This is a genomic window from Delftia sp. DT-2, assembly GCF_028401915.1.
Taxonomy (GTDB): Bacteria; Pseudomonadota; Gammaproteobacteria; order Burkholderiales; family Burkholderiaceae_C; genus Comamonas; species Comamonas tsuruhatensis.
In genome coordinates this window covers 447,607-461,873 of record NZ_JAQOTI010000003.1, presented here as the reverse complement: position 1 = coordinate 461,873, position 14,267 = coordinate 447,607, and the positions used below count along the sequence as shown (strand labels likewise).

Below are 14,267 nucleotides of genomic sequence, written 5' to 3'. Positions count from 1 at the left end.
ACAGGCCGGCACCACCGGCCTCCATGCACCATGACTTACAGCGTCAAAGAAATCTTCTACACCCTGCAGGGCGAGGGCGGCCAGGCCGGCACGCCGGCCGTGTTCTGCCGCTTTGCAGGCTGCAACCTCTGGACCGGCCGCGAGCAGGACCGCGCCAGCGCCATCTGCCAGTTCTGCGACACCGACTTCGTGGGCACCGACGGCACGCTGGGCGGCAAGTTCGCCACGGCCGACGCCCTGGCAGAACGCATCCTGTCCCAGTGGCCGGCCGGCGACAGCCGGCACCGCATGGTGGTGCTGACCGGGGGGGAGCCCCTGCTGCAGGTGGACGAGCCCCTGATCGCGGCCCTGCATGCGCGCGGCTTTCGCATTTCCGTGGAAAGCAATGGCACCGTGGCCGCGCCCGAGGGCATCGACTGGCTGTGCATCAGCCCCAAGGCGGGCGCCGACTGGGTGCAGCGCAGCGGCCAGGAGCTCAAGCTGGTCTGGCCGCAGCCCGGCTTCGATCTGCAGGCCATCGAGGCCGGCACCCGTTTCGACCACTATTTCCTGCAGCCCATGGACAACGTCCTGCAGGCCGACAACACGGCCGCCTGCATAGCGCAATGCCTGCAGCACCCGGCCTGGCGCCTGAGCCTGCAGACCCACAAGCTCACCGGCATCCGCTGATTTTTGCCATGCAGTTCACCGTTCACCAGCGCTTTTTCTTCGACGCCGCCCACACGCTGGAGCGCGCCATCGAGACCGAGAGCAGCCGCCGCATCCACGGCCACACCTACTATGCCGAAGTCAGCGTCACCGGCCCGCGCAATCCGGACAACGGCATGGTGATCGACCTGGGCTACCTGCGCTCGCGCCTGAAGACCCTGGGCGACGCGCTGGACCACCGCTTCCTCGACGAAATCCCCGGCCTGGGCAAGCCCACGCTGGAAAACCTGTGCCTGTTCATTGCCGATTCCCTGGCCGACCTGCAGCCCGCTCCCAGCCGCATCCGCGTATGGCGCGACAGCATCGGCGATGGCTGCGTGCTGGATCTGGGCTGACCTCAAGCCAGGCCTGCCAGAGAGCCGCCCCCGAAGAGCAACTCCACGGCCATCATGGGTTTGGCGGTTCGCAGATAGACTTGATGGCTTTTTTTGCCAGTCCCCGCCACCGTCAAGATCGCGCCCAAGCGCCCCCTCGAGAGACAAAACATGTTCCGCACCCTGCTCAAATCCAAGATCCACCGCGTCAAGACCACGCAATGCGAGCTGCACTATGAAGGCTCCTGCGCGATCGACGAGGACCTGCTGGACGCCGCCAACATCGTCGAGAACGAGCAGGTGCACATCTGGAACATCGACAACGGCGAGCGCTTCGTCACCTATGCCATCAAGGGCCAGCGCGGCAGCGGCATGATCTCGGTCAACGGCTCGGCCGCGCGCCGTGCTGCCGTGGGTGATCTGCTGATCATTGCGTCCTTTGCCCAGGTGCATGAGACCGACGTGGCCGAGCACCGGCCCCAGCTGGTTTTCGTGGACGATGCCAACCGCCAGGTCGAGCTGCGCCACCACGTGCCCACGCAGCAGCTGTGAGCTGCGCTGCGGTGTGACAATCGCGCGATGACTCAATCGCTTGCCGCCCGCAGCCTTGCGGCTGTGTGGCACCCCTGCACCCAGATGAAGCGGCACGAGGCCGCGCCCCCCATCGCCATCGCGCGTGCCCAGGGCCCCTGGCTCCACGACACCGAAGGACGCCGCTACCTGGATGGCGTCAGCTCCTGGTGGGTCAACCTCTTCGGCCACAGCCATCCGCACATCCAGGCCGCGCTCACCGACCAGCTCGCCCGGCTGGACCATGTGATGCTGGCCGGCTTCACGCACGCGCCCGTGGTGGAGCTGTCCGAACGGCTGGCCACGCTCACCGGCCTGGGCCATGCCTTCTACGGCAGCGACGGCGCATCGGCCACCGAGATCGCCCTCAAGATGAGCGCGCACTACTGGCGCAACCTTGGCCGCCCCGCCAAGAGCCGTTTTGCCGGCCTGGCCGGCGGCTACCACGGCGAAACCGTCGGCGCGCTGGCCGTGACCGACATCCCCCTCTTCCGCGAAGCCTATGCCCCCCTGGTGCGCCTGGCCGACACCGTGCCCAGCCCCGATGCACGCGGCGCGCAAGGCGGCGAAAGCCCGGTCGATGTGGCACGGCGCGCCGCCGAAGGCCTGCGCCAGTGGCTGGAGCAGCACCACGAGACCACGGCCGCACTCATCGTCGAGCCGCTGGTGCAGTGCGCGGCCGGCATGGCCATGCACGACCCCGAATACCTGCGCCTGGCGCGCGCCCTGTGCGACCGCTACGAGGTGCACCTGGTGGTGGACGAGATCGCCGTGGGCTTCGGCCGCACGGGCAGCATGTTCGCCCACCAGCAGGCCGGCATACGGCCGGACTTCATCTGCCTGTCCAAGGGCCTGACGGGCGGCACGCTGGCCCTGTCGGCCGTGCTGACCACCGAGGCCGTCTACGCCGCCTTCTACGACGATTCCGTGGCGCGCGGCTTCCTGCACTCGCACTCGTACACCGGCAACCCGCTGGCCTGCCGCGCGGCCCTGGCCACGCTGGAGCTGTTCGAGCAGACCGATGCCATCAACGCCAACCTCGCGCTGGCGCAAACGCTGGACGGCGCCTTCGCCCCTTTGAACCAGCACGCCCGCGTGCGCCACGCACGGCGCCAGGGAATGATCTGGGCCTGGGATGTGCAGACCTCGCTGCCCGACTTCTCGCGCCGCTACAGCGCAGCCGCGCTGGAGCGCGGGCTGCTGCTGCGCCCTATCAGCAACACCCTCTACGCCATGCCTCCCTATTTGCTGGACGAAGAAGCCGTGCAGCACCTGGCGGCCAGCGCGCTGGCCGCCCTTGAAGACACCCTGGCCCAGGAGAACCATTCGTGAACGCCCACCGCACCATTGGCTGCTTTGTCACCGGCACCGACACGGGCGTGGGCAAGACCCTGGCCTCCTGCGGGCTGCTGCATGCGCTGGCCCGCCACCATGCCCGCGTGGTGGGCATGAAGGCCGTGGCCGCAGGCGCCGAGCCCGACGGCCAGGGCGGCTGGGCCAACGAGGACACGCTGGCGCTGCGCGCCGCCTCCACCCTGGCCGTACCGCCCGAACTCGACAACCCCGTGCTGCTGCCCGATCCCATGTCGCCGCACATCGCCGCGCAGCGCGCGGGCCGCTCCATAGAGATCGCACACATCGTGGACAGCTACCGGCGCCTGGCCGAACAGGCCGACGCCGTGGTGGTGGAAGGCGCGGGCGGCTTTCTCGTGCCGCTGTCCGACCAGCTCTCGGGCGCCGACCTGGCCTGCGCGCTGGACCTGCCCGTGGTCATGGTCGTGGGCCTTCGGCTGGGCTGCCTGAACCACGCCGCCCTCACGGCCGAGGCCATCCGCGCGCGCGGCCTGCGCCTGGCCGGCTGGATTGCCAGCCGCGTGGACCCCGCCATGCTGGTGCCCGAGGAAAACATGGCCTGGCTGCGCCAGCACCTGGACCGGCAACTGCAGGCGCCGCTGCTGGCCGACATCCCCTTCCAGCAGTACCCCGACCCGCGCGCCACCACCTATACCCTGCCGGAGCAATGGCAATGAGCGGCTCCTGGCTGGACGACATCCCCGCGCGCATCGCCGAGCTCGACGCGGCCCACCTGCGCCGCCGCCGCCGCGCCACGGCGCCGCTGCAGGGCGCTGCCAGCGGCGCCCACATGGAGGTGGACGGCCACCCCATGCTGGCCTTTTGCAGCAACGACTACCTGGGCCTGGCCGGCCACCCCACCCTGGTGCGCGCCGCCTGCGCGGGCGCCCAGGCCTTTGGCGTGGGCTCGGGCGGCTCGCCCCTGGTCAGCGGGCACAGCACGGCCAACGCCGCGCTGGAGGAACAGCTGGCGCACTTCGTGCAGCTGCCGCGCGCGCTCTACTTCTATGCGGGCTACGCCACCAATGCCGGCATCGTGCCGGCCCTGGTGGGCGCGGGCGATGCCCTGTTCTCCGATGCGCTCAACCACGCCTGCCTGATCGACGGCGCACGCCTGTCGCGCGCCCAGGTCCACCGCTATGCCCATGCCGACCTGGGCGACCTGGCCGCGCAACTGGCCGCCAGCACGGCCCGGCGCAAGCTGGTCATCAGCGATGCCGTGTTCAGCATGGATGGCAATGTGGCCGACATCCGCGGCCTGCTGGCGCTGTGCGAGCAGTACGACGCGCTGCTGCTGCTTGACGACGCGCATGGCTTCGGCGTGCTCGGCCCACAAGGCCGGGGCAGCCTGGCCGAGGCGGGACTGACGGGCGCAAACGCCTCGCCGCGCGTGCTCTACATGGCCACCCTGGGCAAGGCCGCTGGCGTGGCCGGCGCCTTTGTCGCGGGCAGCGACATGCTGGTCGAGTGGCTGCTGCAAAAGACGCGCAGCTACATCTTCGCCACGGCCGCGCCGCCCATGCTGGCCAGCGCGCTGCAGGCCAGCGTGGCCCTGATCGAGGCCGAGGACGAGCGCCGCGAGGCCCTGGCCGAACGCATTGCCGAGCTGCGCGCCGGCCTCACGCCGCTGCTGGCGCGCACGGGCTGGCAGTTGCTGCCTTCGCGCACCGCCGTGCAGGCCCTGGTCATAGGCTCCAACGCCACGGCCCTGGCCGTGATGGAAGGCCTGCGCGAGCGCGGCCTGTGGGTGCCCGCCATCCGCCCGCCCACCGTGCCCGAAGGCACGGCGCGGCTGCGCATCGCGCTGTCGGCCTCCCACACGCGCATCGACGTGCAGCTGCTGCTGACGGCGCTGGACGAGGTCTCGCGCCTGGCCCCACCCCTGCCCTGAATCCCTCTTCACCACCGGAACGGAGACATCCATGCCCCATCTCTACGTCGAATACACCGACAACCTCGCCGGTCTGCCCGGCCAGCAACTGCTGACCGAACTCAACGCCTTCGTCTGCGGCCACCCCAGCATCCTGGACGAGGCTGACGTCAAGGCCCGCCTGCTGCCGGTCAGCCAGTTCGAGATCGGCTCGGCACCAGCCAATCGCGGCTTCGTCCATGTGCAGCTGCGCCTGCTGGCGGGCCGTACCGACACGGCCAAGAAAGAACTGTCCGAAGGCATTGCCGCGGTGCTGCGCCGCCTCACGCCCCAGCCGGCCGGCATGATGGTCCAGCTCAGCGTGGAAATCGCCGACATGGACAAGCCCAGCTACTACAAGGGTCGCCTGTAAGGCAGGCGCCGGGCCTTGTCCGCCGTGAGCACCCGCGCACGCTGCGCGCAATGCCTGCGCCCTGAGCGCACCTGCCTGTGCCCCCTGGTGCAGCCGGTGCCGCATGCGGTGCAGTTGCTGGTGCTCCAGCATCCCGAGGAGGAACTGCAGGCCAAGGGCACGGGCCGGCTGCTGCACCTGTGCCTGCCCGCCAGCCGCCTGGCGGTGGGCGAGGCCTTCGAGCCAGCGCAGTTGCAGGCACTGCTGCACGCGCCCTGGCAGTCGGGCGACGCCCCGCGACAGGCCGTACTGCTCTATCCGGAAACACCGCACGGCGACCAGCTGGGCCTGGCCAGGCAAGCGCCCTGGCCGCAGCCCGCGCCATGCCCGGAGGACCTGCGCCTGGTGGTGCTGGACGCCACCTGGCGCAAGAGCCGCAAGATGCTCTACCTCAACCCCGGTCTGCAGTGCCTGCCGCGCCTGGCACTGCAGGGCGACCTGCCCGCCTCGCGCTACGGCGCCCTGCGCAAGGCCCATGCGCCGGGCCAGCTGTCCACGCTGGAGGCAGCGGCCTGCGCGCTGCAACGGCTGGCGCCTGCCGGCCCGTCTCTGCAGCCGCTGCGCGATGCGCTCGAGGGGCTGCTGGCCCTGCATGCCCGGCACAGGCCCGAATGAAAAAACGCCTCGGGGAACGAGGCGTTTTTCATGGCAGCAGGCCGTGCTTCAGTTTTCCGGCGTGATCCTGGCGAACTTGACCAGTTCGGCGTACTTGCCCATGTCGGTACGGATGATCTGGGCCAGGTTTTCGTCGCCCGTGGGGGCAATGATGCCCGCTCCTTCCAGGCGCGCGCGCATCGCCGGATCGGCCAGGCCCGCCTTCAAGGCCTTCTGCAGGCTGGCCACCACATCGGCAGGCAGGTCCTTGGGACCCGCCAGCCCGAACCAGCCGCTCAGCGCGTAGCCCTTGAGCGCCGCGTTCTCGCCCAGTGCGGGCACGTCCTTCATCATGGCGATGCGGTGGGCCGTGGTCACGCCCAGGGCCTTGATCTTGCCGCTCTGGATGAAAGGAGCCGCCACCGAGGGAGAGACGATGGCGAAGTCCAGGTTGCCGCCCGCCAGGTCGCTGGTCATCGCGGCCGAGCCCTTGTAGGGCACATGGACGATGTCCACCCCGGCCATCTTCTTGATCAGCTCGCCCGAGAAATGCGGCGTGGACCCGATGCCCGGGCTGCCGTAGCTGTACTTGCCGGGATGGGCCTTGGCCAGGGCGATGAACTCGTCGATGGTCTTGGCCGGCATCTTGGTGCCGGCCACCCACAGGTTGGGCAGCACGCCGGTCAGCGCGATGCCGGTCAGGTCCGTGGCCGGGTCGTACTTCTGCGCGGCGTTGACGAACTTCGTGCCCGCCAATTCGTTGCTGGAGCCTGCGAGCAGGGTATAGCCATCGGCCTTGGCACCGACCACGCGCTGCGCGGCCACCACGCCGGCGGCACCGGGCACGTTGTCGACCACGACGGTCGCATTGAGGTGCTTGGCCAGGATGTCACCCACCACGCGCCCCACCAGGTCGACCGAGCCGCCTGCCGCGTAGCCGACGACGACGCGAATGGGCTTGTTGGGATAGGTGGTCTGGGCGCACAGCGGACCCGCCGCCAGGACAGCCGCGGCGCTGATCAGCGCGCGGCGGGAAAAACGGAATTCATGCATGGATCGATCTCAGGGGAGACAGGCATCAGCCGACAATCAAAATGATATTGCTCAACAATATTCACCGATTGTCTGACATTGCCTTGTGGAATCCATCCCTGAAAACCATGAGTTCCACCCGTCGCCCTAGCCTGCTATTCAGCGCAGAACCGCCGGCAGCCAGCCGCGCAGGCTGTTGACGAAGGCCCAGGCCTGCACGCGCGGCAGGTCGTCCAGCCGTACCGGGTGCTCCACCACGCGGCCCTCGTCCAGCGCCACCGCGCGGCCCACGCCGGGCAGCAGGCCGCTGGACAGCGGCGGAGTCACCCAGCGGCCCGCCAGCAGCACGGCGATGTTGCCGCGCGTGCCCTCGGTGATCTCGCCGTCCTCGTTGTGGAGCACGGTGTCGAACACCGAGGCATCGGTGGGCTGCAGGCTGTCGTAGTGCGCGCGGCGCGAGGTCTTGAAACGCACCCAGTCGCCACGCGCCACCGCATTGGCGATGGGCCGGTCGGCCAGCGCCAGCCGAACAGGCGTGGCGGAAGGTGGCAGCGGCGCCGCCTGGGTCTGTATCCGCCCCGTGGCATCCAGCGCCAGGCGCACGCGCCAGTGGCCGCTGGCGTGCGCCTGGCGCAGTTGCTGCAATGCCTGCTCCAGCACGGCATCCGTGCAGGGCCGGCCGAAATGCCGCGCCGCGTCCTGCATGCGCGTCACATGGCGCTGCAGGTGGATGAAACCGCCATCCCGCAGGGCCAGGGTTTCCAGAATGTCGAAATCGAAGTCCGTATCCGCCATGGCTGCACGCCCTTTCACACCTTGTCCAGAAAAGCCCTCTTGTGGCGCCATTCCTGCCATTCGGCAGGCGCCTCGGCGCCCGAAGTGATGCCGCTGCCGATGCCGCAGCGCAGTTCCGTGCCACGCGCCACCACCGTGCGTATGGGCACATTGAAGGTGGCGTGCACGCGCCCTGCAGTGGTGCCGGGCCGCACCACGCCCACGGCGCCGCAGTAGACGCCGCGCGGACCCGATTCCAGTTCGTGGATGAGCCGCATGGCCTGGCGCTTGGGCGCGCCCGTGATGGAGCCGCAGGGAAACAGCGCCGCAAACACGTCCGCCAGGCCGGTGCCGGGCCGCGTGCGCGCCTGCACGTCGGACGTCATCTGCCACACGGTGGGCAGGGGTTCGGCATGGAACAGGCGCGGCACCTGGACGCTGAAAGGCTCGGCAATGCGCGAGACATCGTTGCGCAGCAGGTCCACGATCATCACGTTCTCGGCCCGCTCCTTGGGCGAGGACCGCATGGCCTGGACATTCGCCTCGTCCTGTGCAGGCGTGGCGCCACGCGGCGCCGTGCCCTTCATGGGGCGCGTGAGGATGCGCTCGCCATCCCAGTCGAAGAACAGCTCGGGCGAGACGGACAGCACCTGCTCGTCGCCGCTGTCCATGCAGGCCACGTAGCCGCCGGGCTGGGCACGTCGCAGCGCGGCGAACAGCGATGGGATGTCGCCCAGCAGCCGGCCCATGAACTGGGCCGTGTAATTGATCTGATAGCAGTCACCGGCCGCAATCGCCTCGTGGATGCGCGCAATGGCGGCATCGAAATCCGCGCGCTCCAGGCCGGGCTGCCATTGCGCCTGAGATTGCACCTGAGATTGCACCTGAGGGCCGGTCTCGACCGCGTCCGCGTCTTCAGGCCAGGGCCGGGGGCCGTCGAAGACGGCAAACCAGGCCAGCGGCTCGCCTGGCGGCGTGGCATGCAGGGCGCCGGCGTAGGCCGCGTCAAACGCCGCCGCCGCCTCGTAGCGCACCCAGCCCAGGCACCACAGGCCGGCCTGGGCAGCCTGCTGCACGGCGTCAAGCACACCGCGCACCTGCTCGGGCGCATGGGCTGCCAGGCTGCGCAGCGGCGGCCCGAAGCCATGGCGCAGCCGGGCGGCCGAGCCGTCATGAGGGTTGGGAAAATCGATCAGAAACTTCACAAAACGGCCGTCAACGCATGCTGTACTTGCATCAGCAGCTTCGCTATCGATAGCAGCCACTGACACGGGGCCGCCCAGTGTAGAGCGCGGGGAACAAAAAAGCGCCCCGAAGGGCGCCAAACCAAGCGTCCCGAAAGGACGCTTTCCACCAACAGGCCCGGCACCATGCCGGACCCATATCCATTCACATCACTTCTGCGTGACGGTGTGCTGGCCTTCCAGGCGGGCCACGGCCTCGCGGTAGGCAGGGCCGCTGCGCAGTTGCTGGTAGCGGGCCAGGCCGCGCTGGTATTCGGCCGAGTTGTAGCCGATTTCGCGGTCAGCCGAGGGCGAGGGCAGGTAGGTCATGCCTGCCTGGTGCCACATCTCGAGGTCGGCCAGCACTTCGGCGCGGCTCAGGCCTGCGGTGGCGGAGGACGAGGGGGAAACGGCTTCTTGGGCCATTGCAGTGCCGGCGAGGCCCAGGGTCAGGGCGGCCAGTGCAGCGGAGAGGGTACGCATGTCAGATCCTTTCAAAAGGCCGCTCGGCATTCATTTCCTCACGGCATGGACGTACTATGCGGCGCTGCAGCATTCTTCGTCTGGGCGTTTTCTCACGTGTTTTGGCATCCGGCCCGGGCGGCCCGCTGCCTTTTCACCCGTGCTCCCCTCGACAGAAGGCCGATTCACGCGTTCTAGAAACAGTGTTTTTCGCGGCTTGAAACAGCCGCGGCAGACAAGGCTCAGCGCGCTTCCTCGAGCAGCACGCGCAGGCCTTCGACATGGCAGATGCGCAGGTTGCGGCCTTCGCGCCGCAGCAGGCCCAGGCGCACCAGGCGCGACATCTCGCGCGCCACTTCCTCGCGGCTGGAGCCCAGCAGCAGCGCCAGATCGGTCTGCCGGGGTGCGGGCGCCAGCAGGGCCTGCCCCTGGTCGATGCCCGCGCGCTCGGCACGTTCCAGCAACTGGGTATGCAGGCGGCTGCGCACCGACAGCGTTCCCAGATCCACCATGCGGCGCGCCAGCGCCACGGCCAGGTCGCTGAGCCGGCCGATGAAGGCGCGCAGGACCTGGGGCTCGTTCATGAGCAGGGCTTCCACATCCTCATGGGCCAGCGAGGCAATCAGGCTGGGGACGCCTGCCTCGACCACCAGGGGCATGGCCGTGCAGCCCGCCTGCTGCTGCGGCAGACCGCCGAAGAACACGCCCTGTGCAATCTCGCCCAGCGTGAGCCCGCGCCCGTTGGGGGCATAGCTGCTGACGCGCAAGCCGCCCTGCACGAGCATGTAGAGACGCTGATCGGTGTATGCGCCCTCCAGCGTCTGGTGCAGCGCCAGATGCTGCCAGCGGCATTGCGCGGCCAGTTCGGCCAGGCGCTCGTCGGACAGGCTTTGCAGCACATGGACCTGGCGCAGGCCCTGCCAGGCCACGGCGGGAAGAAGCGGAGATGTCTGTAAGGAACCGGACATGGTGCAACACCGTTGAAGCGCATCCGCAGGGCCTGTGCGGGCCCTGTCGTCCGTCGCGGGAATCACAGCATAGCGGGATCGCATAGACTCGTCGCGCGCCGGGAATCGCACTGTCCGGCTCCCCGGATGGCCGCACCGCGCAGCACAGAAAAAAGGGAGGGCTTCATGGAATCGAGCATCGAATCGGCACGACCACCCGCGCGCCCGCAGGCCACCGTGGCGGCCTGGGCGCAATCCGTGGAACAGGCGATCGCCAGCCAGCAATGGCATGGGGCCTGGCGTGCACTCATAGACGCCGCCCTGCCCGCCGAAACCGCCGTGCAGCAGAGCCTGCTGACTGCGCTGGATGCCTGGGATGGCCTTGCTGCCGATTCCGGCGCAGAGCCCCGCCGCGCGCTGGTGCAGCAGGTTTTCGACGCCCTGCATGCCGCCCATGCCCCGGGCCAGGCGCTGCAGGCCGATTCCGCACCTTCCCGTGCGCACCGTGCATACCGTGCGCACTGCATACTGGGACGGCAACTGGTCAAGCGCTACCGGCGCGGCGGCTTTGCGCTGGGGCCGGTGGATGTGGCCGTGGAGCCCGGCACCATCCTCGGACTGGTGGGCGAGAACGGCAACGGCAAGACCACCTTGCTGCGCCTGCTGGCCGCCGATCTGGCGCCCGACGCGGGGCAGCTGGACTGGGGCGTTCCCGCCGCCGATGCCTACCTGCTGCGCACCCAGCTCGCCTATATCCCCCAGCGCCCGGCCGTCTGGAGCGGGCGCCTGATGGACCATCTGCAATTCGCCGCGCGCAGCCATGGCGCCGTGGGCCCACGCAACATCTGCCTGGTACAGCTGGTCATCGCGCAGCTGGGGCTGCGCGCCTTCCGGGGCCACCAGTGGAAACAGCTGTCCTCGGGCTACAAGATGCGCTTCGAGCTGGCGCGCGCCCTGCTCTGCCGGCCGCGCGTGCTGCTGCTGGACGAGCCGCTGGCCAACCTGGACATCAACGCCCAGCAGACCCTGCTGACCGATCTGCAGTCGCTGGCGCGCTCGCCCTGGCAACCCATGGCCCTGGTGCTGAGTTCACAGCAGCTGTACGAGGTGGAAAAGGTGGCCGACCAGGTGCTGTTCCTGGAGCAAGGCCAGCCGCGCAGCGTTCAGCAGAGCTTTGCCGCCATGCAAGGCTGCGCCATCGAGTTCGAGACCGGCTGGGCCATGGCGCAACTGAAACCCTGGCTGGACCGGCTGCCATCCCATACGCACCAGCTCAGCGGCCAGACCCACATCGTGAGCTTTCATGTGCCGTTCACGGCAGCGCAGTTCCTGGCGCAGGCCGTGCAGGCACAGATGCCCGTGCGCTATTTCCGCGACATCACCGCATCCACCCGCCGCCTGTTCGTGAGGGACTGAGCCATGCCACGTTTTTCCGATATGACGAACCGCTGGGACCAATGGGTGCTGATGCGCTGCCCCCTGCTGTGGCAGCTGCGGCTGCACTGGTATCTGCCGCTGGCGCTGCTGTGGTGCGTGCTGGTGCTGGGCATCTGGATGCAATGGATGGCCGAACCGGCGCGCTGGATGGGCTCCCTGCCCGGCGTTGCGTCCACAGCCCAGCAAACGCCCGAGCAATTGGCACTGGACATCGGCTCCGTCGTGGCCTGCATCGTGGCGATCGGCCTGGCGCTGTGGTGGTTGCTGCGCGTGCGCATCCACAACCGCTGGCGCGAACACGCCCCCGTGGGCCGCTGGGGCCTGTGCTGGGAGTACCTGTGGGGAGCCTTGTTCCTATCGCTATTGTTCGCGCCTGCGATCGCCTTTTCGCCCATCTATGAAATGCGGATGCAGCGCCAATGGTCGGACACGGATGTCAGTGCACAGATCCAGACTGTCGAGCAAGTCGCCGCCCTGGAGGCGCTTGTCGCGCCACGCCAGGCGGCCATGCTCGTGGAATGGATACGTGTGCTGCGCGAGGAAGAGGTCGATCCGGCGAAGTACCCGGGCATCCAGGCCCTGGTCTGGTTGATGCGCGGAGACCAGGCCGCGATTGCCGCGACGCTGGAGCGCTACGGCCAGCCATTGCAGGCCAGAGGCTATGTGCGCCAGTCTGCCAGCTCCGCCCAGGACCAGGCGGAGCACCTGCTGGCCAGCTACCGCAGCGCGCTGCAATCCCCCCTGGCCCAGGAATGGCGCGCCTACCTGGCCGCGAACCCGCAACCAGGGAATGGCGAGAAGGCATCCAGGGCACAGGATTCCAACTGCAAACCAACCCTGGGTCGCAGCAGGCCTTCGGATCTGGAGCCGGATCCGCGCAAATGCTTTGATGTCTATCTGGCCCAGAACAACCGCAAGTGGCTCATCCCGCTGGAGAGGTTCGACATCCGGCGGAGCCCGCTGCAGCATGTGCAATGGAAGCACGCGCGCTACGGCCTCGCCCTGCATGCCTACCAGGAAAGCCATCTGCAGCGCGCTGAAAGATCCAGCGACGAAGGCTGGCAAAGGATGGCCCAGTTGCTGGCAACCGCCAGCGCTGGCTTTTTCCTTGCCTTGGCCCTGGTGCTGGTGCGCCTGATGCCTGTCATGCAGCTGGTGGCCTGGGGCGCATGCCTGGTCCTGACCTTGCTTGGCAGCGTGCTGGCCGGGATGCTGGGAATCACCAACCTCTATGTGCTGGGGCTGTTTCCAGCCGCGCTGATATCGGTCGCCTGGCTGCGCATCCGTGTGCTCAAGCGCCCCTGGGCCGGCGCGGTGCTGCTGGCCCTGGGCATGTCGCTGGCCCTGATATGGCTCGCCGCCGCCTGGTCTGAGTGGTCCAGACTGCTGTTGCCACACCCCACCGGCAGCGCAGGCCCCTGGACGGATACCCAGCACTGGCTGGACCTGCTGATGGGCGCGCCTGCCGTGGCAGCCAGCACGGCCATGCTCGTGGCCCTGCTGTCTCCGCTGTGGCGCCGATGGCGTGGCCTGCCCGAAAGGTGACGGAACAGCAAAGGACAGCTCAGGGACAGGTGCCCCCGGCGCGCATCGCATAGACTCGCGGCAATTCCATCCCCCTCCGAGCGCCCCATGACCCAAGCCCCCGTCACCGCCGGCACGCCCTACGGCACCATCCCGCCCGCCTCGCCGCTGCCCCAGCGCCGCCCCGTGAGCCTTCCGCGCCTGGCGCAGATGCGCGAGGCCGGCGAGAAGATCACCATGGTCACCGCCTATGACGCCACCTTCGCGGCCGTGGCCGATGCGGCCGGCGTGGAGTGCATCCTGGTCGGCGATTCGCTGGGCATGGTCTGCCAGGGCCTGCACAGCACCGTGGGCGTGTCGCTGCAGGACATGTGCTACCACACGGCCAGCGTGGCGCGCGGGCTGCACCGCGTGCAGGGCACGGCCTGGCTGATCGCCGACATGCCCTATGGCAGCTATGCCGAAAGCCGCGAGCAGGCCATGCGCAGCGCCTGCGAGCTGATGCAGGCCGGCGCCCACATGGTCAAGCTCGAAGGCGGCGGCTGGACCGCGCCCACCGTGCAGTTCCTGGTCGAGCGCGGCGTGCCCGTCTGCGCCCACCTGGGCCTGACGCCGCAGACCGTGCATGCGCTGGGCGGCTACCGCGTCCAGGGCAAGAGCGACGAGGGCGCGGCCACGCTGCGCCGCCATGCGCTGGAACTGCAGGATGCAGGCGCCTCCATGCTGGTGCTGGAGATGGTGCCGGCACAGCTGTCGCGCGAACTCACGGCCGAGCTGCCGCACTGCCACACCATCGGCATCGGCGCGGGCAGCGGCACGGCCGGACAGGTCCTGGTGCTGCACGACATGCTGGGCGTGAACCTGGGCAAGATGGCCCGCTTCGTGCACAACTTCATGGCCGATGCGGGCAGCGTCAAGGGCGCCTTCGAGGCCTATGTGCATGCCGTGAAGAACGGCAGCTTCCCCGACGACAGCAAGCACGCCTGGTAGTCCGGCAGGCTGCACGGT

At 68.8% G+C, this 14,267-nt stretch carries 16 protein-coding genes; 11 read left to right on the top strand and 5 right to left on the bottom strand.

The features are described 5' to 3' along the window. Nucleotides 1-30: 30 nt before the first annotated feature. The 8 genes from queE (at nt 31) to PO605_RS07050 (ending at nt 5,881) form a co-directional block, all read left to right on the top strand. Nucleotides 31-669 (top strand): 7-carboxy-7-deazaguanine synthase, encoded by a 639-nt coding sequence (gene queE / locus PO605_RS07085; RefSeq protein WP_016449045.1) that lies wholly within the window; start codon nt 31-33, stop codon nt 667-669. A gap of 8 nt (nt 670-677) precedes the next feature. After that, nucleotides 678-1,043: a 6-pyruvoyl trahydropterin synthase family protein gene (locus tag PO605_RS07080; RefSeq protein ID WP_016449046.1), complete on the top strand. Its 366-nt coding sequence runs from the start codon at nt 678-680 to the stop codon at nt 1,041-1,043. A 150-nt stretch (nt 1,044-1,193) separates the two neighbouring features. Next, the gene (panD, locus tag PO605_RS07075) at nt 1,194-1,574 is read left to right on the top strand and encodes an aspartate 1-decarboxylase (RefSeq protein ID WP_016449047.1); all 381 of its coding nucleotides are present in this window, start codon (nt 1,194-1,196) and stop codon (nt 1,572-1,574) included. A 27-nt stretch (nt 1,575-1,601) separates the two neighbouring features. Next, entirely contained in the window at nt 1,602-2,924 is a 1,323-nt protein-coding gene (bioA, locus tag PO605_RS07070; RefSeq protein ID WP_047469479.1) for an adenosylmethionine--8-amino-7-oxononanoate transaminase, read from the top strand. After that, a complete protein-coding gene (gene bioD, locus PO605_RS07065; RefSeq protein ID WP_047469481.1) occupies nt 2,921-3,622 on the top strand; it encodes a dethiobiotin synthase in 702 nt (233 codons plus the stop codon). Before bioA ends, bioD begins: the two co-directional genes overlap by 4 nt. Further along, on the top strand, nt 3,619-4,836 hold the full coding sequence (bioF, locus tag PO605_RS07060; RefSeq protein ID WP_043824586.1) for an 8-amino-7-oxononanoate synthase: 1,218 nt from the start codon (nt 3,619-3,621) through the stop codon (nt 4,834-4,836). The genes bioD and bioF overlap by 4 nt, the downstream gene beginning before the upstream one ends. Nucleotides 4,837-4,867: 31 nt before the next feature. Beyond that, nucleotides 4,868-5,227, top strand: coding sequence for a 5-carboxymethyl-2-hydroxymuconate Delta-isomerase (locus PO605_RS07055; RefSeq protein WP_012203756.1), 360 nt, complete (start codon nt 4,868-4,870; stop codon nt 5,225-5,227). Between the two features lie 15 nt (nt 5,228-5,242). Further along, nucleotides 5,243-5,881, top strand: coding sequence for a tRNA-uridine aminocarboxypropyltransferase (locus PO605_RS07050; protein ID WP_272206198.1), 639 nt, complete (start codon nt 5,243-5,245; stop codon nt 5,879-5,881). 48 nt (nt 5,882-5,929) lie between these two features. On the opposite strand, the gene PO605_RS07045 is transcribed toward PO605_RS07050, so the two are convergent. From PO605_RS07045 to PO605_RS07025, 5 genes are all read right to left on the bottom strand, one after another. Continuing rightward, nucleotides 5,930-6,913, bottom strand: a complete 984-nt coding sequence (locus PO605_RS07045) for a Bug family tripartite tricarboxylate transporter substrate binding protein (protein ID WP_272206197.1) — start codon at nt 6,911-6,913, stop codon at nt 5,930-5,932. A 138-nt stretch (nt 6,914-7,051) separates the two neighbouring features. Next, nucleotides 7,052-7,687: an aminotransferase class IV gene (locus PO605_RS07040; RefSeq protein WP_046984874.1), complete on the bottom strand. Its 636-nt coding sequence runs from the start codon at nt 7,685-7,687 to the stop codon at nt 7,052-7,054. Nucleotides 7,688-7,701: 14 nt separating this feature from the next. Then, nucleotides 7,702-8,871, bottom strand: a complete 1,170-nt coding sequence (pabB, locus tag PO605_RS07035) for an aminodeoxychorismate synthase component I (protein ID WP_047472399.1) — start codon at nt 8,869-8,871, stop codon at nt 7,702-7,704. A gap of 189 nt (nt 8,872-9,060) precedes the next feature. Further along, complete coding sequence (locus tag PO605_RS07030) at nt 9,061-9,372, bottom strand: DUF4148 domain-containing protein (RefSeq protein ID WP_016449055.1); 312 nt, start codon at nt 9,370-9,372, stop codon at nt 9,061-9,063. Nucleotides 9,373-9,593: 221 nt separating this feature from the next. Next, nucleotides 9,594-10,319, bottom strand: a complete 726-nt coding sequence (locus PO605_RS07025) for a Crp/Fnr family transcriptional regulator (protein ID WP_047326023.1) — start codon at nt 10,317-10,319, stop codon at nt 9,594-9,596. A gap of 165 nt (nt 10,320-10,484) precedes the next feature. Here PO605_RS07025 and PO605_RS07020 point away from each other — a divergent pair, with 165 nt between their 5' ends. The 3 genes from PO605_RS07020 (at nt 10,485) to panB (ending at nt 14,249) form a co-directional block, all read left to right on the top strand. Then, nucleotides 10,485-11,714, top strand: a complete 1,230-nt coding sequence (locus PO605_RS07020) for an ATP-binding cassette domain-containing protein (RefSeq protein WP_047472401.1) — start codon at nt 10,485-10,487, stop codon at nt 11,712-11,714. A gap of 3 nt (nt 11,715-11,717) precedes the next feature. After that, on the top strand, nt 11,718-13,280 hold the full coding sequence (locus PO605_RS07015) for a hypothetical protein (RefSeq protein ID WP_272206196.1): 1,563 nt from the start codon (nt 11,718-11,720) through the stop codon (nt 13,278-13,280). An 87-nt stretch (nt 13,281-13,367) separates the two neighbouring features. After that, a complete protein-coding gene (gene panB, locus PO605_RS07010) occupies nt 13,368-14,249 on the top strand; it encodes a 3-methyl-2-oxobutanoate hydroxymethyltransferase (RefSeq protein ID WP_012203749.1) in 882 nt (293 codons plus the stop codon). Nucleotides 14,250-14,267 lie beyond the last annotated feature (18 nt).